At 69.2% G+C, this 23,311-nt stretch carries 17 protein-coding genes; 8 read left to right on the plus strand and 9 right to left on the minus strand.

Annotation, left to right across the window (positions count from 1 at the left end):
* Position 1 precedes the first annotated feature (1 nt).
* Both EV651_RS23730 and eccCa read right to left on the minus strand, forming a co-directional pair.
* Positions 2-379 carry a hypothetical protein gene (locus EV651_RS23730; protein WP_133787449.1) on the minus strand — a complete coding sequence of 126 codons (378 nt, stop codon included), beginning with the start codon at positions 377-379 and terminating at the stop codon, positions 2-4.
* Positions 376-4,251: a type VII secretion protein EccCa gene (gene eccCa, locus EV651_RS23735; RefSeq protein WP_133787450.1), complete on the minus strand. Its 3,876-nt coding sequence runs from the start codon at positions 4,249-4,251 to the stop codon at positions 376-378. The genes EV651_RS23730 and eccCa overlap by 4 nt, the downstream gene beginning before the upstream one ends.
* Positions 4,252-4,365: 114 nt before the next feature.
* Between eccCa and eccD the strand changes: the two genes are divergently transcribed.
* From eccD to EV651_RS23770, 7 genes are all read left to right on the plus strand, one after another.
* The gene (eccD, locus tag EV651_RS23740) at positions 4,366-5,706 is read left to right on the plus strand and encodes a type VII secretion integral membrane protein EccD (protein WP_133787451.1); all 1,341 of its coding nucleotides are present in this window, start codon (positions 4,366-4,368) and stop codon (positions 5,704-5,706) included.
* A 3-nt stretch (positions 5,707-5,709) separates the two neighbouring features.
* Positions 5,710-7,125 (plus strand): type VII secretion protein EccB, encoded by a 1,416-nt coding sequence (eccB, locus tag EV651_RS23745; protein ID WP_133787452.1) that lies wholly within the window; start codon positions 5,710-5,712, stop codon positions 7,123-7,125.
* A 26-nt stretch (positions 7,126-7,151) separates the two neighbouring features.
* On the plus strand, positions 7,152-7,475 hold the full coding sequence (locus EV651_RS23750; RefSeq protein WP_133787453.1) for a hypothetical protein: 324 nt from the start codon (positions 7,152-7,154) through the stop codon (positions 7,473-7,475).
* A gap of 12 nt (positions 7,476-7,487) precedes the next feature.
* The gene (locus tag EV651_RS23755; protein ID WP_133787454.1) at positions 7,488-8,699 is read left to right on the plus strand and encodes a hypothetical protein; all 1,212 of its coding nucleotides are present in this window, start codon (positions 7,488-7,490) and stop codon (positions 8,697-8,699) included.
* Between the two features lie 340 nt (positions 8,700-9,039).
* Positions 9,040-9,741, plus strand: coding sequence for a type VII secretion protein EccE (locus EV651_RS23760; RefSeq protein WP_166658739.1), 702 nt, complete (start codon positions 9,040-9,042; stop codon positions 9,739-9,741).
* Between the two features lie 170 nt (positions 9,742-9,911).
* The gene (locus EV651_RS23765; RefSeq protein WP_133787456.1) at positions 9,912-11,009 is read left to right on the plus strand and encodes a LuxR family transcriptional regulator; all 1,098 of its coding nucleotides are present in this window, start codon (positions 9,912-9,914) and stop codon (positions 11,007-11,009) included.
* The gene (locus tag EV651_RS23770; protein ID WP_133787457.1) at positions 11,006-12,655 is read left to right on the plus strand and encodes a right-handed parallel beta-helix repeat-containing protein; all 1,650 of its coding nucleotides are present in this window, start codon (positions 11,006-11,008) and stop codon (positions 12,653-12,655) included. Before EV651_RS23765 ends, EV651_RS23770 begins: the two co-directional genes overlap by 4 nt.
* Here the strand turns inward: EV651_RS23770 and EV651_RS23775 are convergent.
* Both EV651_RS23775 and EV651_RS23780 read right to left on the minus strand, forming a co-directional pair.
* Positions 12,650-13,189, minus strand: a complete 540-nt coding sequence (locus EV651_RS23775; RefSeq protein ID WP_133787458.1) for a hypothetical protein — start codon at positions 13,187-13,189, stop codon at positions 12,650-12,652. The two genes, EV651_RS23770 and EV651_RS23775, sit on opposite strands and share 6 nt — an antisense overlap.
* Positions 13,189-13,683 carry a hypothetical protein gene (locus tag EV651_RS23780; RefSeq protein WP_133787459.1) on the minus strand — a complete coding sequence of 165 codons (495 nt, stop codon included), beginning with the start codon at positions 13,681-13,683 and terminating at the stop codon, positions 13,189-13,191. The genes EV651_RS23775 and EV651_RS23780 overlap by 1 nt, the downstream gene beginning before the upstream one ends.
* Positions 13,684-13,801: 118 nt before the next feature.
* Between EV651_RS23780 and EV651_RS23785 the strand changes: the two genes are divergently transcribed.
* Positions 13,802-15,361 (plus strand): serine/threonine-protein kinase, encoded by a 1,560-nt coding sequence (locus EV651_RS23785; RefSeq protein WP_166658740.1) that lies wholly within the window; start codon positions 13,802-13,804, stop codon positions 15,359-15,361.
* On the opposite strand, the gene EV651_RS23790 is transcribed toward EV651_RS23785, so the two are convergent.
* The 5 genes from EV651_RS23790 to EV651_RS23810 all read right to left on the minus strand — a co-directional run bounded on the left by EV651_RS23790 (position 15,362) and on the right by EV651_RS23810 (position 23,300).
* Positions 15,362-17,398, minus strand: a complete 2,037-nt coding sequence (locus tag EV651_RS23790; RefSeq protein ID WP_133787461.1) for a DUF3488 and transglutaminase-like domain-containing protein — start codon at positions 17,396-17,398, stop codon at positions 15,362-15,364.
* Complete coding sequence (locus EV651_RS23795; RefSeq protein WP_133787462.1) at positions 17,395-18,522, minus strand: DUF58 domain-containing protein; 1,128 nt, start codon at positions 18,520-18,522, stop codon at positions 17,395-17,397. The genes EV651_RS23790 and EV651_RS23795 overlap by 4 nt, the downstream gene beginning before the upstream one ends.
* Entirely contained in the window at positions 18,519-19,517 is a 999-nt protein-coding gene (locus EV651_RS23800) for a MoxR family ATPase (protein ID WP_238157169.1), read from the minus strand. The genes EV651_RS23795 and EV651_RS23800 overlap by 4 nt, the downstream gene beginning before the upstream one ends.
* A complete protein-coding gene (locus EV651_RS23805) occupies positions 19,517-21,853 on the minus strand; it encodes a fibronectin type III domain-containing protein (RefSeq protein WP_133787463.1) in 2,337 nt (778 codons plus the stop codon). Before EV651_RS23805 ends, EV651_RS23800 begins: the two co-directional genes overlap by 1 nt.
* An 88-nt stretch (positions 21,854-21,941) precedes the next feature.
* Entirely contained in the window at positions 21,942-23,300 is a 1,359-nt protein-coding gene (locus EV651_RS23810) for a BTAD domain-containing putative transcriptional regulator (RefSeq protein WP_133787464.1), read from the minus strand.
* Between the last annotated feature and the right edge of the window lie 11 nt (positions 23,301-23,311).

A 23,311-nucleotide genomic window follows, 5' to 3' on the forward strand; every position in this document is an offset into this window, starting at 1 on the left:
GCTACTTCGGTGCGGGTTCGGGGTCGGGGAGCTTCGGGAACACCGGCGAGATGTCGGGTTCCGGGTTCGACTCGACCGGCCGGAACGACTTGTTGATCGCGGCCTGCCGGGCGGCGTTGTCGCCGTCGACGCCCGTGTAGGTCTCGATCACGTGGTCGGCGAACTGCCGGAGCGCCTCGATCCCGAGCGGGACATCGGTGCCGAAGGACTCGAGCTCATGGAGAAGCACGACGTGGATCGACTGGATCTTCTTGCTCTCGTCCATTCGGCCGGCCAGATTGGAGCCGTCCTTGATCAGGCCGGCCACTTCGGTGAAGTCCACCGCGGGCAGCGCGTCCCGGAAGTTCCGTACTTCGTCTGTGTCGAACAGCAAGCTCATGCGCTTTCCTCCGTTGCGGCCGGGCAGTTGACGATTTGGACGAGGTTGGGGTTGCCCCGGCGGTCCACCAACAGGCCGCGGCCGGGCGGTTGCGGTTGGGGTTTGGTGGTGCCGAGCAGCGGGCCTTCGGACTTGTCGCCGCTCATCACGAGTCCCGGCGTACCGAGGTCGCGGAGGCGGGCGATCAGCGGTTCGAAGATCGCCCGGCCGGCGCCGCCGGTACGGCGGGCAACGATCAGGTGCAGGCCGATGTCGCGGCCGTGGGCGAGGTAGTCGACCAGACCGGCGAGCGGGTTGGTGTGGCCGGCGACCAGGTCGTAGTCGTCCACCAGGACATGGATCTGCGGTCCGGTCCACTCGCCGGACAGCCGGCGTTCGAGCACCGGGAGCAGGTCGGCGACCATCGCCTCGACGCCGCGCGGATCCGTGAAGGTTCCCATGACGTGCTCGCCGGCGACGGTCAGCGAGCGCCGGTAGTCGACCAGGATGATCCGCGCCCCGGTGGGCTCGTAGCGCTCGACGATCGACCGGGCGGTCCAGCGCAGGAACCCGGTCTTGCCGGTCTCGGTGTCGCCGAACAGCAGGAAGTGCGGGTCGGCGTCCAGATCGACGTACGCCGGTCCGAGGTCGCGCTCCGCCAGCCCGATGGGCAATCCAGGACGTTCCTGCTGCTGGCGACGCAGTACTGCGGCCAGCTGCTCCTCGGGCAACTGCAGCGGAAGCAGCCGTACGCGCGGCGCGCCCGACACCGGCCACGCGGCGGCGAGCTGCGCACCGAGATCGCCGTCCGGACTCGCGACGACGAAGTGATGCCCCTTGCCGGCGAGCCCACGGCCGGGCTTGTCGGTCGGCACGCTCATCGCGGCCCGGCGGTCCACCATCGAGTCGGCCGGGTCGCCGAGCCGCAGCTCGATCCTGGTGCCGAACAGGTCGCGGATCGTGCCCCGCAGATCGAACCACCGCGAACAGGTCGCGACCACGTGGACGCCGTACGCGAGACCGCGTCCGGCGATCTCGGCCAGGGTCGTCTCGAGTTCCTCGAAGTCGGAGCGCAGGACCGACCAGCCGTCCACGACGAGGAAGACGTCGCCCCAGGGGTCGTCCGCGAACTCGCCTGCCGCACGCCGTTCCCGGTACGACGCCATACCTTCGATGCCGTGTTCGGCGAAGAAGCGTTCCCGGTTGCTGAGAAGCTGCAGTACTTCCGCGACGGTCCGGCGTACGGCGCCGACATCGAGACGGGACGCGACACCGCCGACGTGCGGGAGCTCGCGGAGCGTGGTGAGCGATCCGCCGCCGAAGTCGAGGCAGTAGAACTGCACCTCGCGTGGCGTGTGCGTCAGAGCGAGCGCGGAGATCAGTGTGCGGACCGCCGTACTCTTGCCGCTGCGTGGGCCGCCGACCACCACCGCGTGCCCCGCACCCGCCGAGAGATCCACGACGAACGGATCGCGTCGCTGCTCCAACGGCTTGTCGACGAGTCCGATCGGTACCCGTAGCGTTCCGCGTGGTCCTGCGGCGGTGAGCCCGTGGTCGGGGTCGACGGTCAGGGCCGGCAGGAGGCCGGTGAGCAGCGGCGGGTCGTCCAGTGGCGGCAGCCAGATCTGGTGAGCCGGTTTGCCCTTGTTCTCCAGGCGATCGACGAGGATGTCGAGCAGCTTCTCGCCGACCCCGTCCTCCTCGGGCTGCTCATCGTCCTCGGTGGCAGGCTTCGAAACATAGGCGCTCGTGTACTCCGCCACGTCATCCGCGACATGGTTGCCAGCCGCAACCGAACTCGCCGCCGGCCGATGCACACCGGACACGTAGGCGGAGCGGAACCGGACGAGGGTCTCGGTGCCGATCTGCAGGAACCCGTGCCCGGGGGCGCGTGGCAGCTCGTATGCGTCCGGGATGCCGAGTACCACGCGACTGTCCATCGCGGAGAACGTCCGCAACCCGATCCGGTACGACAGGTGGGCGTCCAGCCCGCGTAGGCGACCCTCTTCGAGTTTCTGGCTGGCCAGCAGCAGGTGTACGCCGAGTGCGCGGCCGAGGCGACCGATCTGGTTGAACATGTCGATGAAGTCCGGTTTGGCGGACAGCAGCTCGGAGAACTCGTCACAGATCACCAGAAGGGTCGGTACCTCGGGCAGGTCGGCTCCCGCCGCGCGAGCGAGTTCGTACTCCCGCACGGACTCGTAGTTGCCGGCTCGCCGGAGCAGCTCCTGGCGGCGGATGATCTCACCGCCGATCGCATCCGACATCCGGTCGACCAGAGCGAGCTCCTCGGAGAGATTCGTGATCACCGCACTGGTGTGCGGCAGCCGGTCCAGCTTGGTGAAGGTGGCCCCACCTTTGAAGTCGACCAGTGCGAAGTTCAGGCTGTCGGACGAGTGGGTGGCGGCCAGGGCGAGTACCAGGGTGCGCAGCAGCTCGCTCTTGCCCGAACCGGTCGCGCCGATCAGCAGACCGTGGGGTCCCATACCGTCCTGGGCGGACTCCTTCAGGTCGAGTTCGACCGGCGTACCGTCCGCGGTGACGCCGAACCGCACGCGCAGCCGGTCCCGGTTCGGCCTGGGTCCCCAGTGGCGAATGGGGTCGAAGTCGTACGGCTCTCCTAGACCGAGCAGGTCGGTCAGTCCGAACGCGGATGCGAAGCTCTCCTCGCCGTCCGTGCCGGTCGACAGTCGCAGCGGTGCCAGGAGGCGGGCCAGCGCTTCGGCGTCCGCGGTGGTGAAGCTGTCCGCCGTACCGACGTCGGACTCGCCGTCCATGGTGATGCTGGTCAGCGCACCGTCATCCGACACGTCCAGCAGGACAGTCGAGCGATCGAGCAGTCGGGGCGGCTCTGTGGTCAGGTCGATGACGCTGACGCCTTCGACGCCGTTGCCGGTCATCAGGTGGTCCGAACCGACCACATCGCCGCCGTCGATCACTACGACGATGTGCGGGCCGTCCACTCGACTCGACGCTGCCGGGTCGAACCGCGGCCGTTGCGCGAGCAGATCGTCCAGCACTGACTCGAGGTCCGGGACGCTCTTGCTGATCAGCCGGATCGGTCCGAGTGCGTCGGACTTCTCCGGATGGTGTGCGTGCGGCAGCCACTTCAGCCATTCCCAGTCCGGCCTGGTCTCCGGACCGATGACGGCGGTGATCAGCAGGTCATCCGGCGAGTGAAACGTGGCCAGCTGCGCAATCAGCGCGCGTGCCAGGCTGCGAGCGCGGTCCGGCTCACCATCGACGTACACGCGGGAGAAGCCGCGCAGGGCCATCGCCACGGGTAGTCCCGGCACTGACGAGTACGTCGTGATGAAGCGGCGCAGTGCGCCGGCGGACAAGGGCTCTAGCTCTTCCAGTGGTGCTGTGTCAGGTGGAGCGACCGGTGTGGCCAGTGGCTGTGCACCAGTGCCCACGCGGACGATCGCGAAGTCGGGGTCGTTGCGGCGGCGCTCCCAGAGCCGGTAGCTCTCGACCAACGTCCAAAGCTGCGTCGGATCCGGGTGCAAGTACGACAGCGCCGTCCGTTGCTGGGTGACGGCACGCCTGGCCCGGATCCGTTGCTGGGACAGGTGTCTGAGATAGCCGCGTCGTGCGCGCGCCATCTCTCGGCGTGGTGCGCCTTGTCCTGCGAACGCCACTGCCGCCATGCCCAGTGCGGAGAGTCCGAACAGACCGCCGACGATGTAGCTCATCCTGCCGCCACCGCCGAGTGTCGAGTACATCAACGCCATAGCGGCACCGCCCGCGAGCATCGGAACCATCATCACGTACTGCGAGAGCTGCCTGCTCGCAGTCTGCGGCAACGCCGGCGGTGCGTCCAGCGTGACGTCGCCGGTGGGCAGCGCCGGACCGTCGCGCCGTGGCGGTCTGCTGACGATGACTGTCGACATGCTCCAGGACGTTAGGTGGTGCGGCAGGAGCACAGGGGGTTGCGGCCACTTGCTGACTGTCCACAAGCTGCAAGCACAGAGCCCCGTGATGCTGTGCGTGCCACGGTTGCTGCCGTGAGCATCCGAGGACTGGTCAAGGTCACCATCGACGCACCCGAACGCCGCATCGACCTGGCCCTGCCGGAGCGGTCGACGGTGGCCGAAGTGCTGCCCGGCATCCTGCGGCACGCCGGCGACGACCTCGCCGATCTCGGCGCACTACAAGGCGGTTGGATCCTTCGGCGACCCGACGGCGAAGCGCTGGAGACGCACCGGGACCTGGCCGGGCAGGATGTGCGCGACGGCGAGATCCTGCATCTCGCTCCGGCCCACCAGCACTGGCCGGAGCTCGAGTACGACGACCTCGTGGACGCGATTGCCACCGACGCACGATCCGGCGGCCGCGCCTGGACGCCAGGAGCGACCCGCTGGTGCGGACTGGTCGCGGGAGCAGCCGCCCTGCTCACCGCACTTGCTCTGGAGTTGCGCAGTGGACCGCCGTGGTCCTCCGTGGCCCTCTTCGCGCTGGTCGTCGCAGGCGTGCTGATGACGGTTGGCGTCGTACTGTCCCGTGCTGTCGGCGATGCCTCGGCGGCTGCTGCCACCGGAGCGGTGTCGGTGGTGTTCGCGCTGGCCGGCGGAGCCTTGTTGCCTGCCGCATCGTTTCGGCTGTCGGAGCTTGGTGCACCGCAGCTGACCGCAGGCGGCGCGGCAGTGCTGCTGTTCGGGCTGATCGGGTACGTCGGGATCGCGCGACACACTGCGGTGTTCGTGGCCCCGGTGACCGCGGCCATCCTCGCACTCGTTGCCGGTTGGCTGAGTGGTGCGCTGGACGGCACCCGATCCGCTGCCGTTGTCGCTGCCGCGGCGGTCGCGTTGATACCGATGGCCGCGCCGATCGCGATGCGGATCGGTCGACTGCCGAAACCCGTCCTGCCCACCAGTACGGCGGATCTGCTGGCCGACGCACCCCAGCCACCCCGACGCCTGGTGTACGCCGCCGTACTGCGGTCAGCGGCGCTCTCCACGGGCATCCTCGTCGGACTGGCCGGCGGACTCGCCTGCTGCCTGTGTGTGCTGGCGCTGTCCACCTCGACGCCAGGGCGGGTGCTGGTGGTGCTCGTTGCCGGGATCTGCTTGCTGCGGGCACGGTTGCTACCGGTAGTGACGCACCGGTTGAGTCTGATCGGTGCGGGTCTTTTCGGACTCGGCTGGTTGCTCGTGCTCACGCCGTACAGCCTGCTGGGGTTCGCGGCGGTCGCTGCGTTCCTCGGGCTCTGGTACGCGGGGCACAAGCCAGGTGCGTACCTCGCCCGATACGCCGAGCTGGCTGAAGTGGTGCTGGTCCTGCTCGTGGTGCCGGTCGTGTTGTCGGTGCTCGGGCTGTACGCGTACGTGCGCGGGCTGGGTGGGTGACCGATGGCCTCCAAGCGGGATCAACTGCAGTCGCACCAGTTCGTACAGCAGCGACTGACGCATGCATTGCTGCTGCGGGAGACCGATCCGGAGTTCCCGCCGTTCCGGCGTGGCATCGTCGCCATGCTGATCGGCATCGGGCTCGCGGTACTCGCACTGGCAGGGGCAGGCGTGTACGGGCAGCTGTCACCCGGCGGCAAGACATCGTGGAAGTCCGGTGATCGCGTCATCGTCGAGAAGGAGACGGGGACGCGGTACGTGTACCGCGACGGGGTGCTGTATCCGGCCGCGAACTACGTGTCGGCGTTGCTGCTCGCGAACAAGTACAGCGCGCCGCTGATGGTGTCTGCCAAGTCGCTGCTCGGAGTACCGCGTGGCCAGCGGGTGGGGATCCCGGACGCACCGGACTCCTTGCCCGCCAAGAGTCGGCTGCTCGGGAGTGGGTGGTCGCTGTGTGCGAGACCAGGTGTCGACTCGGCAGGCAGTGCGATCGTGCGGTCGGTTCTGCTGGTGGGAACCGAGCAGCCCGGTGCTGCGGTCGACTCGTTGCTTGTTGTCGGACCAGATGGTCGGCGGTACCTGATCTGGCGCGGCTATCGGCATCTGATCCAGCAGCAGGCGACTGTGGCCGCAGCGCTCGCACTGAACAACGAGGCGTGGTTGCCGGTGCCGTCCGTGTGGCTGGACCTCGTTCCATCCGGTGCACCACTCGGACCGATCTCTGTGCCGGGTGCAGGCACGCAGTCCGGTCTGCTTCGACCGGGCAGGATCGGCACGCTGTACGTCGTACAGACGTCGACCGGCCAGGGACAGTACTACCTGCTGCAACGGGATCGCCTGCTGGCGATCAGCTCGCTGCAGTACGACGTACAGCGCACTGCGCCGGTGACTCGAGAGGCGTACCCGGGGTCCGTGCCGGAAGCTGTGCGGTTGGATCCGGCCGTGGTGGCGCAGGTGGCGGGCGGGGTGAGTACGGCGACCACGGACTCAGCGTTGCCGGCTACGCGGCCGACGTTCGCACGGCCGGAGTCCTCTGGGGACTCGGTGTGCGCGGTGTTCTCCGATGGTGAGTTCCGGCCGCGGTTCACCCTGGCCGGCTCATTGCCCTCGGCCGGCGACGCCGGTGTCACAACAGGACGTGGCATCGGCGGGCTGGCGTTGGCGGACGCGGTCGTCGTACAGCCCGGGTACGGGGCGGTCGTGGAGGCGATGGCGTCACCGGCTCAGCCTGCTGGATCCGGGGCGCTGTCGTTCGTGAGTGATCTCGGACGGCGGTATCAGCTGGCGAGTCACGACGTACTGGGTGTTCTCGGTTACGACCAACCACCTGTGGTTCGGCTGCCGGCCGAGCTGATCAGCCGACTGCCCGCTGGTCACGCGCTCGATCCCGACGCGGCGACCTACCCGATCGGCCCTTAACCAATCCCTCAACCTCAGGAGGAACTATGGACATCGGCACGCTGACTGTGGTGCCCGACGAGCTACGCCAGTTCGCGGCGCTCGCACCACTGGCGACCGTCACGCCGGTCTCCGGCACGGTCCAGGCGACACCGCCGCTGGCCGGACCGATGCCGGAGAGCGCGACCGTCGAGGCACACGTGCGGTTCTGCGTGGAGAACACCGGCACGGTCACGCTGCAGGCCACGAACGGCATCGCGACACTGATCGATGCCGCGCTGTCGATCGCCGGCCGCTTCGAGTCCACCGACCAGTCGAACGCGATCACGCACCGGGCGCTCGCCGACGAGTTGCCGACGGCAACGGACTGACGGGACGCGATCATGGGTGCGTACTTCGGGATGGAACTGAACGCGATGGCGACGATGCTGTACGGGCAGCGCGCCGAACCTTGGCACGCGGGCGCCGACATGTGGGGCTCGGCGTGCCAGCAGTTGCTCGCCACACACGGCGACCTCGGCGCTGCGAACGCCGTCGTCACCACGTGGCCGCTGAGCATCGGGTCGCTGTCGCAGGTCGCGTTCAACGGACAGGTGGTCGGCAGTCTCGCGTCGCTCGGCGAGTGGGCGGCGTACACCGGTGCGATGTCGGCGGCGCTCCGGCTGGGCGGTACGGCGCTGAACGCGGCGCAGGCGGCGATGCCGGCGCTGCAGAGCGGATACGACACCGCGGTCGCGTTGAGCGGCGTACCGATCATCGGGCCGTTCGCGGCACAGGTCGCGGTCGGTCTGCAGCAGGTCGGCGCCGGGATGATGGAGGCGGTCGGGATGGTCATGCAGGCGCCCACCGCCGTACCGCAGCCGACTCAGGGCTGGCAAGGGCCGGGTGGTGGCGCAGCGATGCCGTCGTCGCCGGTAACCGCCGCGTCGGTGACGGATGTGCTGGACGCAACGGACAAGTTGTTCAGTGCGCTCGAGAAGGGCGCGAACCTGGTGCAGACCGTCACCGGACTGGCGCAGTCGGGGAGCCTCGGCGACGCGCACGACTCGCTGACCAAGCTGCCGGACTACAAGGATCTGCCGGGCGCGGTCATCCGTCCGGACCAGCTGACGCTGGCCGGTGGGGCTACGACATCGGCGGTTCCGCCGTCGATCGGAGTGCCGCTGTCGACAGTCGGCGCGGCTGGCGGGTCGCCCGGTGGGATTCCGGTCGCGGTGCTTGCCGGGACAGTCGGCGCGATGACCAGCTCCCTCCGCAGTACGCCGGTGGTCGCATCGTCGGCGACCGGGGCACGGATCGCCCCAGGCAGTGAACCAGGCCTGGCCGGCAGTGCCGCGCGGGCGGCCGCGGCTGCTGCCAAGTCGATGCCTGCAATCACTCCGCCGATGTCCGGAGCATCCGGTGGGGGCGGCTCCAACGAAGTCCGCTCGGGCTCCCGCAAGCGCTCTGCCAAGGACGACCACCTCCGCGAGTCCGGCGTGCAGCCCACCCTCCAAGGCCGCCCTACCGAGGACCCCGACTTCACGCTTCCCCGTCCCAGGCGCCAGACCCCGGGTCCGCTGCTGGACGACGAACTCTTCACCCCACACCCCTAGGACGGGAAGCCGCATGACTACCACCCCAGCCACCGCCCCCACCGCCACCCCCGCGGCACCCCACCTCACAAACACCCTCATCACCACCACAGTCGCTCCACCCCGCACCGCTCAGTTGGCTGCCAGGCCAACTCCGCCTGCTCGGCCTGCACCAGCAGCCGCGTCCCGTCCCGCACCTGTCCCCGCATCTGGTCCTGCTCCCGTCGCGCACTTGGCACCGGCTGCCGTACCTGCTCCTGCTCCGGTGCGTGGTGCGCGGGTTGGCTTGGGGCAGGTGGTTTGTTGGGAGGTCGGGGTCGGGCTGGTGGCTTGGCTGGTTGGGCGGGGGTGGGTGGCTGATGTGGCTGCAGGGCTCGTGGCTATCGGGGTGCTGGTGGCCACCGCCTGCCGGTGGCGTGGGTTGTGGTGTTACGAGTGGCTTCGACTGGCCGGTGGCTACCTGGTGCGCGGGACTCGGTTCGTGGCGGTCGAGGGGGTCCGTGGACGGCTCGAGATAGCTGAGGTGGAGGCGGGCACGATCATCCGGCCCGACGGCGTGACCGTCGTACTGGAGAGCGACGTACCCCCAGACCTGACGCCGGCCGAGCTGATCGAGGAGCACACCGGTCTGCGTGTGAAGCTGCTCCGGCAGCCCGGCCGCGCCTGGATCGCAGTCACCGCGCTGCGGTCCGCCGGACGCCACCAGGACACCGAGCTGGAACTGCTCCTCGCCAACACCGTGCGTCGGCTCAGCAAACGCCTCCGGCGACGCGGTCTCCGCGCCGAACCGCTTGGGCCGGGCGAACTGACCAGTCTGCTCAACACGCTCACCCCGAAGCACATCTCCGAGGAGTGGGACGCCCTCGGCCTCGGCCCCGGCCGCTACCGGATGTACGCCGTACCCGCGCACCTCGCTCTCCAGCAGGCCGGCGCTGTCACCGTCACCACCTCGAGCGACCTCGACCACGCCCTGGTCCTCGCCCACGCCGACGCCCCACCCGCCCCGGTCTCGGTCCCCCGGACCGGCCGGCAGCGGGCCGCGTTCATCGCCGCCCTGCCGTGATCCGCGCCTGATCCGCGCCTGATACAGGCGGCTGGATCATTGGGCTGGACAGGGAATGTATCGGGTGTATCGGGCGTGGACTGCGGCGAGATTCGCGCTGGACGCGGGGTCGCGATGGTTCTGGTGTTCACCGAGTCGCACTGACTCGACCGAATCGAGCGAGGTGTCCCGTGTACCACTCAGAGCCCACCGAAGGCGCTTCGTACCTCCGCGCGGCGCGCTACCCACGAGCCGTCAAGTCCGCGCCGCAGATCCGCACCACCGGACTGCGGCTCGCCCACCTGGGCGTCGACGCGACCGCCGAGCGTACGTATCTGGTTGTCCTCGAGCGACCGTCGTGGACCCCGGCCGAGCTCGGCGAGCGGCTCGGACTGGACGACGCCGCAACCCACGACGTGATCCAGCACCTGACCGGTCTCGGTCTGCTCTCCCGCGCCGGCTCGGGAGAAGTGGTCCGCCCACTCAACCCGAGGCTCAGCCTCACCGCGTTGCTCGCCGAACGCGAGGCCGACCTGGCCCGGGTCACTCGCGACCTGGAACGCAGCCGGGTGGCCGCGGCCGAGATCGCCGGCGAGTTCGCCCGCCGGCACCCGGCACCGCTCGGCGACGGCAACAGCGCCCTGGACTGGGCCGGGAGCCCGGCAGCCGCACAGCGCACCATCGAGGGGCTGCTCAAGTCCGCAGCCGGCGAGGTGCTGGTCAGTACGCCGGCCACCACAGCTCTCTCCGACCCGATCGCCGGCCTCCGCGAGCTCGGCACCGGCGTACTGGCGCCACCGGTGCGCTACCGCATCCTCGTCCCGGACGCCGCCCGTACCGACCCGATGCTGGCCCGCCGACTGCAGCAACTGACCCGCAACGGTGCACAGGTCCGGACCGCGACCACCGTCCCGCTCTGCGCGATGATCGTCGACTCGGCGACCGTTGCCCTGCCGGCCGATCGGACCGGTCGCGGCGCGGTCAGCATCCTCCGATTGGCGTCCGCTGTCGGCGCAGTGACCGAGCTGTACGAACGCATCTGGCACGCCGCCACACCACTGCGCCAGCCAACCGGACTCGGCGACGCGTCCGGGCTGACCGTCCGCGAACGCGAAGTGCTCTCCCTCCTCGGCGACGGCGGCACCGACGCCTCCGCTGCCGCGCAACTGGGTGTGTCGGTCCGGACCGTACGCCGAATGGTGTCCGAGATGATGGCCCGGCTCGGAGCGCAGAGCAGATTCCAGGCCGGGCTGAAAGCGGCCGAGCGCGGCTGGGTGGGGACGCGATGAGCCGCACCCTCATGGTGGCGCCGGACCGTCCAGGTGCCTACCCGAGCATCGGAGCCGCCGTACTCGACGCTCCCGAGGACGCCGTCGTCTCGATCGCCCCCGGCGTCTATCGGGAGGTCATCGACCTTGCGGACCGGTCGCTGACGCTGACCGCCGACGCAGGGGACGTGGTCATCGACGCCACGTCCGCGCAGACGCCCGTACTGCGAACCGCGGGTGGACGCCTCGGACTCCGCGACCTGACCATCCGCGCCGGCGACGCACCGGCCGTCGAGCTCCGCGGCGGCACCCTGCTCGCCGAGCGCTGCGCGCTCTCGGCCCGCTTCGGTCCCGTCGTCCTCGTGACCGGACCGGCCGACGTGTCCGTGTCGCACTGCCAGGTCGACGGCGGCGAACACGGACTGGTGCTCGAGGACTGCACCGCCCAGATCGAGCACACCAACGTGTCCGGTGTGTCCGCGGACGGCGTCATCGTCCGCCTCGGCGCAACCGTCGTACTGCGGAACACCCAGGTCACCGATTGCGGTCGCCGCGGCATCTACGCGTACCAGTACGGCCGGCCGACCATCGAGAACTGCGAGGTCTCCGGTACGGCGGAAGCGGGCGTACTGATCGCGTACGACTCCACCGCGGTCCTGCGGCACACCCTCGTCCGCGACGCCGCCGGCCCGGCCGTGGTCTTCGGACGCCGATGCCAGGGCGAGGTCGTCTCGTGCCGCTGGGAGAACACCGCCGAACCAGCACTCGACCTGGCCGAACCAGAGCGGGTCTCAGTGACCTCCGCAGTGCAGGTGGAGGCACGTGCGACCACGGCCCAGCCGGCGGCGGCAGACGTGGAGTCGCTGCTCGCAGAACTGGACGCCATGGTTGGACTGGCCGGTGTGAAGGACGAGGTGCGCAGCCTGATCGACGAGATCCAGGTGAACGAGTGGCGCCGGAAGGCCGGTCTGCCGGTCGGCGGTCTGAGCCACCACCTGGTGTTCGCCGGCGCACCCGGGACCGGCAAGACCACGGTGGCTCGCATCTACGGCAAGCTGCTCGCGGCGCTCGGCATCCTCCCGAAGGGACAGTTCAGCGAGGTCGTCAGGCGCGACCTGGTCGGCCAGTACCAAGGTCACACCGCCGAGAAGACCTCAGTGGTGTTCCAGGACGCGACAGGTGGCGTGCTGTTCATCGACGAGGCCTACACGCTGTCCCGGGCCGGGGCCGAGAACGACAGCTTCGGCCAGGAGGCGATCGACACGCTGGTGAAGCTGATGGAGGACCACCGTGACGAGGCGGCGGTGATCGTCGCCGGGTACAGCGACGAGATGCTCCGGTTCCTGGACGCCAACCCCGGCCTGGCGTCACGGTTCTCGAAGACCATCGACTTCGAGAACTACTCCCCGGACGAGCTCACCCTGATCGTGCAGCGGATGGTCGCCGCGAGTGAGTACGACCTGGACGCCGCGGCCGCACCGATCCTGGAGCAGCACTTCGCGCGGGTCTCGCAGACTGCGAACTTCGGCAACGCCCGCGACGCCCGGCGGTTGTTCGACCGGGTCCGGAAGGCACAGTCGCAGCGCCTGCGGCGGTCGGACGGCATCCCGGACGTGAGCGAACTGCGCACGCTGCAGCTGGCCGACGTAGCCGCAGCGGTGTCATGAGACCGGTTCGAGGACAGCAACGAACTTCGACAACAGCGCGGACAACCCGTCGAGTACCAGGTCGAGCTGGGCACCCGGTGTGCCCGGTTCGCCCGCGGTCTGCTCGCGGATCGTCGCGAGTACTTCGCAGTGCGCCCACAGCGACGGCGCGACCCACCCCCACTGCCACAGCTCGTAGGTCGCCGTACTCACCGTGGCCAGTGGCTCCAGCCCTGGTACGCCGATCGCGAACCGCTCCAGGTCGTCAGGACGATTGCCGAGCCCGACGAACAACGGCAGCAGCCGGTGCCGCTGCGCGAACTGGATGGGCTCATCGGCCCGCGTCAGCACGCCTCGATCCAGCAACTTGTCGAAGTGGTGTTCCGCGTCGTCGATCTCGGCTTCCAGACACTCAGTCACCAGCTCGGTCGCGGTGGACGACCGGTGCGCCAGGGTCCAGACGCCGAACTCGGACTCACTCAGGTGTTCCGCAGTACGGCCGACACGGACGACGTGCGGACCGGCGCGGTGGCCGACCGGAAAGACAGCGGTCATCAGTACTCCTGTACGGCGAGGTCCAGGCATGCTGCGCTCGGTGCGAGCAACGCGTGGAGTGCGGTCACCACGGCAGTGAGGTCGGCGTTGTGTTCCTTGCACGCGATCAGCAGATTGGGAGACAGATGCCCCCACAGCCACAGGTCGTAGAGCGTTCGGGTCATTCCAGCGAGTTCGAGGTCGGTGGTGCCCGACTTGAACATCGCCGGGAGTTCCGGTGTGTTCCCGAGGCCGAGGTTCAGTGGCAGCAGCCGGTGCCGTTCGGCGAAGCCGGCTGGATTGTTCACATCGACCTCGACCAGCAGGTTCCTGGCCAGCAAGCTGTCGATCAGCGGGCCGCGGCCGCCGGTCAGAGCGTGCGCCAGCGCCCAGACCGCGAACTCCTCGTCAGCCAGGTCGACGATCTCTCCGCCGAGCCGCACCTGCTGGACATGACTGCCCGCGGCGTGGACCGTCCCGAGGCAGTGGCCGATCGGGAACGTCAGCGTGGTCATGCCGCTTACGGTGGCACCCGGCGAGTGCGCGGTGGGCGCCCTTGCAGCATGTGGCCAGTGTGTGGCCGCAGGCGCCGGGCTGGCGGCGAACGACCTGTTCACACGGGAAGATAGACACGTGACCGACAAAGCAGGACCTGACTCCGCTCCGGCGCTCCCGGGGTGCACAGACGTGGTCCTGGTCCGTTCTGGGATCCCGAAGGTGTACCGGTGCCTGTGGCAAGGGACTGCGGCCAGCGCGCTGGTTTACCCGGTCCACGTCGATGCGAGCACCGCGGCGATGTTCAACAAGCAGGCGAAGGCGCTGCAGGGAGTCAACCATTCGCATGTCGCGTCGGTGCTGGAGTCCGGCGTCGCTGACGGCTTCCCGTACCTGATCAGCACTGCCGACGCCGGGACGCTCGCGGAGCAGGTGCGTAGTCAGCTGCACTCACCTGCTGATCTGGCAGTGCTTGGTCGGCAGCTCGCGGAAGGTCTAGCTGCTCTGCACGGTGCTGGGCTGATTCACGGCGGCCTCACACCGGGCGCGGTGGTTCTGCTCTCGGATGGGCGGCCTCAGCTGTCTGCGCTCACTCTCGGGCTGGGACAGCACACTGGGCACGCCGCGTTGAACTCACCGAGTCAGCTGTACGTCGCCCCGGAGACGTTGCGGGACGGGACGCTGACTGCGTCGTCCGACCTGTACGCGCTGGGCGCTGTGCTGCACGCCGCGATCAGCGGGAAGCCGCCGTTGGCTGCGCGGATGGGTGAGACAGCCGGCGAACACATCCTTCGCGTGCTGAACGAGCCACCGGCGCGTCTCGACGTACTGCCGGACGAGTTCGCGGAAGTCATCGCGCGACTGCTGGAGAAGGACCCGGCCAAACGGCCCGTGTCCGCGGAGGTCGTCGCCGCCGCTCTCGCAGCGTTGGGAACCCCGACGACCCCACCGATCCCTCCCGTGCGCCCCGTCGCCGCCGCCCCCAAGCAGACAGCTCCCGCCAAACCACCCCTACCGCGACCCGCGGTGATGTCCCGAGCCACCCTCCGCTCGTGGCCCACGCCCGACCCACAGCACAAGCCCGCCCCGCAGCAACAGACCACCCCAGCAGCGCCACCCGCTCCCCAACAGCCAACTCCCGCTCCGCCAACGCAGTCGGCTCTCCCACCGCACGCTGGAGCACCGGGTCCGTCAGCCGCGGGCCATCCACCCACAGCCACGCCACCCCCCGGCCAACCACCCTCCGGCCAGTCGCCGGCGGGTAGCGCCTCGTCTCCTGCTGCTGCCGGGCCCAAGCGGCGTAACTGGTTGCTTGCGGCAGCAAGCGTTGTCGTCGCGGCCGCTGTCATCACCACGTTCGCCCTGGTCAACCGCAAAGGCCAAACCGCCACACCCCCGCTCAGCGCCCCCACCCCAACAACAGCCTCCACACCAGCACTGGCAGTCAAACTGAACCCACCAGCAGACCACAGCACCTACGTAGACCTCAGCTGGAGCGGACCGTCCGACGTGAACTACGCGGTCGTCATCGCACAGGTCGGGCAACCCGCGGACGTCAAGCTCGTCTACAAGCACACCAAGTACCGCGTCAATGTCGTCCCCGGTATCCAGTACTGCTTCGCCGTACAGGCCACCGACGGCATCAACAAGATGGAGACCGACCCGCGACCGGTCCGCGACGCCCAGTGCGAGCGCTGATCACCCGATCAGGCTGCGCGCGCTGAACGTCGTACGGATCCGCTCCGACCACCGCCCTTCGGCCAGCCCACGCTGAGCCTTGCGTACGGCGGACCACGCGAACTCCCGGTCCGGGTCGGAGTCCTGCCCCGACCACAAGGCCCGGTCCAGGCACCCGGCCAGCAACGTCATCGCCTGCTCCACAGATCCTTCCGAGTCACGTGCCAGGTCCCGTGCCGTGGCAGCCGGCGTGACCCGCATGCCGTGATCCCGCAGTAGGTCACGCGCCTCGGCCCAGGCTCCGAGCGTCCCGTGCCGCCTGCGCCGCCGTCGACGTACTGCCTTGGCCAGTGGCACACCGATGATCCACAGGAGGGCCAGGCCTCCGAGCGCAGCGACGACCACGACCAACGCGAACCAGCCCGGCCAGTGATGCTCCGTCTTCGGCTCCTCGGGCATCGGCAGCGGCGGCTCGGACTGATGCTCGCGCTCGATCTCCTTCTTGGACGGCAGCTGCTTCCGCACCGTCTCCGCCGCGCCTGCCAGCCCACCACCCGCCTTGGACGTAGCGGTCCCGGTCGGGTCGAGCGGCACCCAGCCCACACCTGTGACCGCGACCTCGGGCCAGGCGAGTACGTCGCGGTTGCGGATCACGTACGTGCCGTCCGGGCTCGGTGTGTCCGGCTGCTTGAACCCGACGACAAGCCGCGCCGGCAACCCGAGCAGTCGCGCCAGTACGACGTACGCCGCGGCGAACTGCTCCGACGTACCGCGCTTGCTACGCAGGAGGAAGTGGTTGAGCTGCGGGTACCCGTGGCCGGTCGGGAGGTTCTCGCCAGTGGCCAGCTTGTAGTTCGTTCGCAGGTACTTCTCGAGGACCAGCGCCAGCTGGAACGACGGCCGCACATCACCGGCGATGCCGCGCGCCAGCTCGTCGATGCCCCCTGGCACCTCGCCGAGGTCCGCGTTGCTGCCCGGGTCCGAGTCAACGCCGGACGAGGCCAGCTGATCCGAGTCGACCGTTGGTTCTGCCCAGCTGACCCGGTACTGCGACGGTCGCTTCTGCTCGGCCAGCAACGCACCGGACGCCGGGTCGACCAACAGCGGCCAGTCATCCACTACGGACAGCGTCCGCGTCTGGCTGGGCAGCCACGGCAATGACCAGTCCGCCAGTGCGACATCCGCCGACTGCCGTCGTACCGGCACCGTCACTCGGGAGTCGAGTGGCAGTTCGCGTCCGAGGCGCTGGAACTTCGGTGCGGCCGTCCAAGTGACGCCGTCGAAGCTGTCCAGGGCAATCACCGGCCAGCGGTCTACTGGACCGTCAGCTCGGGCAGTGAACACCACGGTGTCCGGCGAGTGCAGCCGCGCGGCGATCTCGGTGAGCGGGTTGCTGAGCACAGTGGGCGAGTCAGGCGGGCTTGGCTTCGCCAGGTGGACCGCAGTGGACGTCGGCAACGCCAGTCCGAGCGTGCCGGCGCCAACCGCCATAGCAGCGAGTGCTGCGACCAGACGGACCCAGGCGGCACGCTCACCCGGCCACTGCAACAACACCAACGCAAAACACCCAGCGAGTGCCAGTCCGACGAGTACTGCGTCCAGTCCGGTCACTGTGACGTACGCCTGCGACAGACCGGCCACCACAACCGCAGGCAGCAACGCCAACAGGCGAGACCGCTGCAACACGCGCGCACCCACCAGACAGGCGAGCAGAACGAGCACGGGCACAAACGCGACCAGATCCGGCGACGGAGTGGCCGGCCAGGTCGACTCGAGCGTACGGCGCCAGCCCGACGTCACCGCATCCCACAGAGACACCGGCCGACCGGCAGCACCAGGGATGACAGCCAGCAGCGCTACGACTCCGCCGATCAGCATCAGCGGCACCCGCCAGCGAGCAAGCTGTGGCCGGCGCAGGATCGCTTCCTCAACCAGGTAAGCAACTACGGCGACCGCCAGCATCGGCCAGAGCACAGCCGACGTACCGAACAGCGGTGAGAACAGCAGTCCCGCCACCACACCAGCAGCAAGCACTCCGAGGATCGGTAGTCGTGTCATGCGGGTACGGCGTTCCAGGCGTCGACTGCGTTCTGTGCCGCGGCGGCGTGGATGATGTGAACGCCCGCGCCGGTGTGCAGCGCCGGCTCGTCATGAGTCAGGTCGATGCACACCACCGGGCGGTAGCTCGACCTGAGGTTCGGCACCTCGGTCAGGCCCGCAGTGTCCCCGGTCAGCACGACCAGTGCACCACCGTCGCGGGCAACGGGCAGTGACTCGAGCAGGTTGGTGGTAGTAGTCGACTGCTCGACCCGGGCGAGCTCGTCGAGCAGATCGCTCACGGACTGTACGTCGTGGTCCGTGCCGCAGGGTGTGGTGAGCCGCAGCCGCTGACCGGACTGTGCGGCAACCACCAGGATCGACGCCGCGACAGAAACAGCAGTGTCGAACTGGTCCGCGGTCAAGGCGGTCGTGCGTGTATCCAGCAACACCTGCAGTCGCGGCTGGTCCGGGTCGACGTACTCGCGGACCATCAGCCGACCTGCTCGCGCGGATGCCTTCCAGTGCACGTGGCGGACCTCGTCACCGGGCACGTACTCGCGCAGCCGGCGCAGGTCGATCGAGCCGCGCAGCGGGCCGGCGGACACCGGCCCTTCGAAGTGGTGCCGTTGCCGGATGCCAGTCGCCGTACGAGCGGCGTACCGCTTCGGGTGGACGAGGAGCGTGGCTGCGCTACCGATCGAGACCTGACAGGACACGAGGCCGAACGGGTCGGAGCGGCGCAGCAGCAACGGCCCAACCGGCAGTGGCCCGCGACGAGCGGTTGGCAGCTCGTAGTGGTACGTCGCAACACCGCTCGGCGCGAGTGCCGTGACAGCAACCTCGGACTGGTGCGCACCAGCGGTGTCCGCGGCAACGAACGCCGGCTGTCGCCGCGTGGACTCGTTGCGCACCATCAGCCGCGCCAACGCAGGCTGACCGCACTCGACGCGGTCCGGGTACAGCACCCGCTCCACAGTCACCTTCGGACGACGTACGACGGTCAACGCGCTGATGAGCACGGCAGCAAGACCAGCTCCGGCCAGCACTCGCAGCATCGGGTAGCCGAGCAGCTGACCCGCCAACAGCAAGGCGATCGAGCCGACCAAGACTCCACAGGCTCGTGGCGTGAGCCTGGTCCTCATGACACGACGCCAAGAGCCCGCTTGAGGTCGCGGCGTACCGGATTGCCAGGGGCCGGAGTGTCTTCGAGTACGTCGTCCACAATGCTCTCCGCCGTACGACGGGCCAGCGCGGCGTCCGCGGTCAGCACCAAGCGGTGTGCCAGCACCGGATGCGCGATGCTCTTCACGTCGTCCGGTGTCACGAACGATCGCCCGTCGGTCGCGGCGATCGCACGCGCCGCACGGATCAGGGCGATGCTGCCCCGCGGGCTGGCGCCGTACCGGACCGCGCTGTGCAGCCGGGTCGCCGCGGCGAGACGTACCGCGTAGGCCATCACAGCCTCGTCGACATACACCGACCGGACCGCGGCGATGACCCCGCGCAGCGTGTCCGGGTCGATCACCGGCTCCAGGTCGTCCGGTGTCGGCCCCGCGCCGTCCAGCGCGACGACCTCGACCTCGGCGTCCAGATCCGGGTAGCCGATCTCGATCCGCAGCAGGAAGCGGTCGAGCTGCGCCTCCGGGAGCTGGTACGTGCCTTCCATCTCGATCGGGTTCTGCGTGGCCAGCACCATGAACGGGTCCGGTACGCGGCGGGTGTCGGCGTCGACAGTGACCTGTCGCTCGGCCATCACCTCGAGCAGGGCGGACTGCGTCTTCGGCGTACCGCGGTTGACCTCGTCGGCAAGTACGACGTTCGCGAACACGCCACCGGGATGGAACACGAACTTGCCCTGCCCCTGGTCGTACACGACGACGCCGGTGATGTCGCCGGGCAGCAGGTCCGGAGTGAACTGGATGCGGCTCCAGCGACCGCCGATGCTGCGCGCCAGGCTGCGGGCGAGGCTGGTCTTCCCCAGCCCGGGCAGGTCCTCGATCAGCAGGTGCCCGCCGGCGAACAGCGTCGCGATCGCCAGCCGGACCACCTGCGGCTTGCCGCGGATCACCCGCTGGATGTTCGCGGAGATCAGCTCGTACGCCTGCTGCGGCTCCATACCGTGCCCCGCCTCCCGCATCACCACTGCGCATCCTTCCGTCGACGCGAGGTACGTCGTACTCGTGCGGCCGACGTACTCACCGGCGGCAAGGCCGGGGCCGCGGATGCCGGAGCAGCCGTGGTGGATCCGGCTGCACCGGTTGCGGTCGGACTGCTGCTGTTGTTGCGCTCCCGCGTGATCGCCTTGACCGTGAAGGTCAACTGCAGAGCGGACAGACCGGTGTAGCGAGTGCTGGTCGTTGTCACTGTCCGGTCCGCCTGGCCGGCGGCAGAGACGACGTAGTGCACCAGTTGGCCGCCGTTGAGGTTCGGCGCGGTCCAGGTGAGCGACACCGAGCCCTTGCCCGGAGTGGCGGTCACCTTCGGCGCTGCGGCCGGGGAGTACGGGTAGACGGTGCGGGTCGCCGCGGAGCGCGGTGAGGTGCCGGCACTGTTCGTGGCCGTCACCCGGTAGCTCACGCCCTTGCCCAGCGCCGGCTTCAGCGAAATCGAGCTCTGGTAGACCTGCGCCTTCGTCTGCGACCCGTCCGAGCCGAGCACTGTGTACCCGGACATCGTGTAGTCGGAGGAGCTCGGCGAAGTCCAGGACACGGTGACCGAGCCGTCCGCCTTGGTAGCTGCACTGACCTTGGTCGGTGCACTCGGCGGCTCGGCACTCCCGTTGATCGAGGTCACCTTCGAGTCCACGGACGGTCCGGTGCCGACCCGGTTGGTCGCGGCCACGGTGAAGATGTAGCCGCCGCCGTTCAGCAGCTGGCCGAAGCTGTGGCTGCGGGTACTGCCGCTGACGGTGACCGCCCCTGACTCCGGCAGACCGACCACGAAGGTCCCTGGCGCAACCCGGAAGCTCACTTTGTACCCGGTGATCGCAGCCCCGTTCGCTCGCGCCGCCGCCCAGCTGACGGTCGCCTTGCCGTCACCTGCCTTGGCAGACACCGATCCGGGTGCCCCCGGCGCGGCCGGCGGCGGTGAGGTCGGCTTCGACGTCGGCTTGCTGGTCGGTTTCGCCGTCGGCTTGGTCGGCGGCGGTGTGGGCGGTGTGGGCGGTGTGGTGGGCCTGGTCGTCTCGGTCTTCCCGGGCTTGCGCTCGGTCGTCCTCGGCTCGACGGTCTCGGTACGGCGTGGCTTCTCCGGGCCGACGGTCACGTGGATCGGGGGCAGGATCGGCTTGTGGGTCGGCGGAGTGGAGGTCGGGGTCGACGTCGGCGTACTGCTGGGAGTCGGAGTGCTCGGGCTCGCGGTCGGCTTCTGGGTGGCCGAGGGCGACACCGGCTTGTTGCCGCCGTCGACGTCCACCTCGCTGACGGTCCCGTCGCCGTCGACCACGGTCACGACCTCACCGGTCTCGTCGTCGATGTAGATACGGCCGTCCTGCCCGGCCGTCACCCGCGGACCGCTCTTACGGTCGCCCTTCTTCTTACTGAGCTCATGCGTGTGCAGCGGCTTGCCGTCCGGTGCGAACGTCCGCACGACCCGCTTGTCGGTGTCCAGCACGGCGACAGCGGCGCCGGTCGCGGCAACAGCGTCGTACCGTCCCGGGGGCAGGTCGATGCTCTCGGCCTTCTTGGCGCCGGCAGCGTCGACGAGCAGCAGGCGCTGACCAGCCAGGATCGGGATGCGTCCGTTGACGTCCGCCTGAGCCACGACAGAGGTGGTCGGCAGTGAACCGCTGATGTCCATCGGCATCGCGCGGCCTGCGGTGTCACCGGTCAGCGGGGTCAGGGTGCGCTTGGACAGGTTGGCGAACGCAGGCTTGCCGGCCACGCTCAGCAGCGCACCGGCATCACCCGCTTGAGAAGGCAGCTGACAGGCCAGCGTGGTCGAGCCAGGCGCCAGCTGGCAGAACTGCTCGGCGTTGCGCAGCCACAACGCACCATCGGCGGTAGCGATCGCGCTGGACACCACACTGCCCACGGTGACCGTCTGCTGCTGGTCACCGAGCCGGACGATCTGACCGTGCTGCCGGTAGACCAGGTACGGCCCGCCCTGCGCCTCGATACCGATCGGTTCCTCCGGGATCCCGATCCGGACCGTGCTCTTCACGGTCAGGTCGGACTTGCCGAAGACGATCACGCCGTCCGCGCGGACGACGTACCCGTTGGTGCTGCCCTGGACGACCTGGCTGCCGGCCTCGGTCTGGACACCGCGGACCTCGGCGTCGACGCTCTTGCCGCCGCCGTCGACCCGGAAGACCGCGCCGACCGTCGCGTTGTAGACCCAGTGGCCGGCCTGCTGGAAGGCGACCGCAGGGGCTCCGCGCCCCAGCGCGGACAGGCCGACGAACGTCCCGAGGATCAGGGCCGCGACCGTCCACCACGCAACGGGCCGACGAATCGCGCGAGCAATGCGGGTCATGGGTAGAAGGTGCCTCTCATCTGTCCAGCTGCGGTACAGCGGCGATACATCCGGCCACGAGTCGGCCGGAAGCGGTCGTCAGCGCCTCTCACGAGGCGACCGTTGCCCGTGCCGGGTCCTCCGGTTCGCCCAGTTCGGCGAGAGCGGCCCGGGCCTCGCCCGCGGTCGGCGACTCCGGCAGCAGGCGCAGCGCACGTCGGAGGTACTCCGCTGCCTGCTGACGCGCGCCGGCGCTCGCCTCAGCCAGTGCCAGGTTGACCAGCACAGTGCCTTCGGCATCCCGGTCACCGTGCACCGAGGCGATCGCCAGCGCGGCAGTGAACTCAGCACGTGCGTCGTGGACCCGACCGGACCGCGTCTGCGCGATCCCGAGGATGTTTCGGGTCATGAGCTCGCCGTACCAATCCTTGGCGGCGCTGGTGGCGGCAGCGACCTCAGCAACCAGCGGAGCCCAGCCCGGCACGTCACCCCCGGTCTCGATGAACTGGTGTACCGCAGTGGTCAGCAGCCACGCGTTGGACACCTCGTTCGCCGCCAGCAGCTGGCTGATGGCCGTGGTGAACTCGACGTGCCGCGTGACGAACCAGTGGTGGGCGGCAGCCGCATGCTCCCCGTTGAGGGCAGCGGCAGCATCCAGCACGGTCCGCACGTACGCATCAGGTCCGGGCGCCTCGGACTTGACCGCCTCAGGTTTCGGCTCCTCCGGTACGTCGGCCAGCAACTGCTGCTGCAGCGAACGGAGCTCCGGCCCCGGCTCGGTGCCCAGCTCGTCCACGAGCGCGGTCCGGGCCTTCTGGTACGTCGCGAGCGCGTCGGCTCGGCGTCCCGCGTCTCGGTACGCGACGAGCAGCCGCACCCAGTTCGTCTCCCGCAACGGGTCCTCGGTCGTCAGGCTCTTGCACAGCGCAATCGCGTCGGCGAATCGCGCCGTACCGATCAAGGCATCCGCCAAGCGCTCCCGGACCGACCAGTGCAGCTCGGCAAGCCGCACCACCTCCGGCTGGTGCCCGTCAGTGACGAGTCCCTCGTACGGCGTACCTCGCCAGAGCGATTGCGCCGCCTCCAGGTGCTTGAGCGCCGTCGCGGCGTCTCCCGCGGTCAGAGCCTCATCCCCTGCGGCCAGCAGCGCCTGCAGCCGGTCAGAGTCCAGCTCACCGGACTCCACCCGGATCCGGTACGCCTTGGAGCGGCTCTCGATCCGCTGGCCGTCCGCACCGAGCGGTGGGAGCGTCCGGCGGAGCTGCCAGATGTACGTGCCGATGTTGCGCTCTGCGGACACCGGAGGGGTCTTACCGGCCCACACCGTGTCGATGATCTCGCCCACGGCGACCCATGTGTTCGCCTTCACCAACAGCAGCGCGAGCAGCGCGCGGGGCTTGTCGGCGCGGATATAGCTGACCGCATCGGTGCCGTCGATCTCCACCGGCCCCAGCACCCGGAACAACACCGCCGCCCCAC

This window comes from Kribbella sp. VKM Ac-2571 (assembly GCF_004362255.1).
In the GTDB taxonomy this organism is placed as follows: Bacteria; Actinomycetota; Actinomycetes; order Propionibacteriales; family Kribbellaceae; genus Kribbella; species Kribbella pratensis.

What these genes read in the sequence shown, in the direction of transcription:
- EV651_RS23730 (WP_133787449.1), bottom strand. Translation starts at nt 379, where the DNA reads ATGAGCTTGCTGTTCGACACAGACGAAGTACGGAACTTCCGGGACGCG.
- eccCa (WP_133787450.1), bottom strand. Translation starts at nt 4,251, where the DNA reads ATGTCGACAGTCATCGTCAGCAGACCGCCACGGCGCGACGGTCCGGCG.
- eccB (WP_133787452.1), top strand. Translation starts at nt 5,710, where the DNA reads ATGGCCTCCAAGCGGGATCAACTGCAGTCGCACCAGTTCGTACAGCAG.
- EV651_RS23750 (WP_133787453.1), top strand. Translation starts at nt 7,152, where the DNA reads ATGGACATCGGCACGCTGACTGTGGTGCCCGACGAGCTACGCCAGTTC.
- EV651_RS23755 (WP_133787454.1), top strand. Translation starts at nt 7,488, where the DNA reads ATGGGTGCGTACTTCGGGATGGAACTGAACGCGATGGCGACGATGCTG.
- EV651_RS23770 (WP_133787457.1), top strand. Translation starts at nt 11,006, where the DNA reads ATGAGCCGCACCCTCATGGTGGCGCCGGACCGTCCAGGTGCCTACCCG.
- EV651_RS23775 (WP_133787458.1), bottom strand. Translation starts at nt 13,189, where the DNA reads ATGACCGCTGTCTTTCCGGTCGGCCACCGCGCCGGTCCGCACGTCGTC.
- EV651_RS23780 (WP_133787459.1), bottom strand. Translation starts at nt 13,683, where the DNA reads ATGACCACGCTGACGTTCCCGATCGGCCACTGCCTCGGGACGGTCCAC.
- EV651_RS23790 (WP_133787461.1), bottom strand. Translation starts at nt 17,398, where the DNA reads ATGACACGACTACCGATCCTCGGAGTGCTTGCTGCTGGTGTGGTGGCG.
- EV651_RS23795 (WP_133787462.1), bottom strand. Translation starts at nt 18,522, where the DNA reads ATGAGGACCAGGCTCACGCCACGAGCCTGTGGAGTCTTGGTCGGCTCG.
- EV651_RS23800 (WP_238157169.1), bottom strand. Translation starts at nt 19,517, where the DNA reads ATGCGGGAGGCGGGGCACGGTATGGAGCCGCAGCAGGCGTACGAGCTG.
- EV651_RS23805 (WP_133787463.1), bottom strand. Translation starts at nt 21,853, where the DNA reads ATGACCCGCATTGCTCGCGCGATTCGTCGGCCCGTTGCGTGGTGGACG.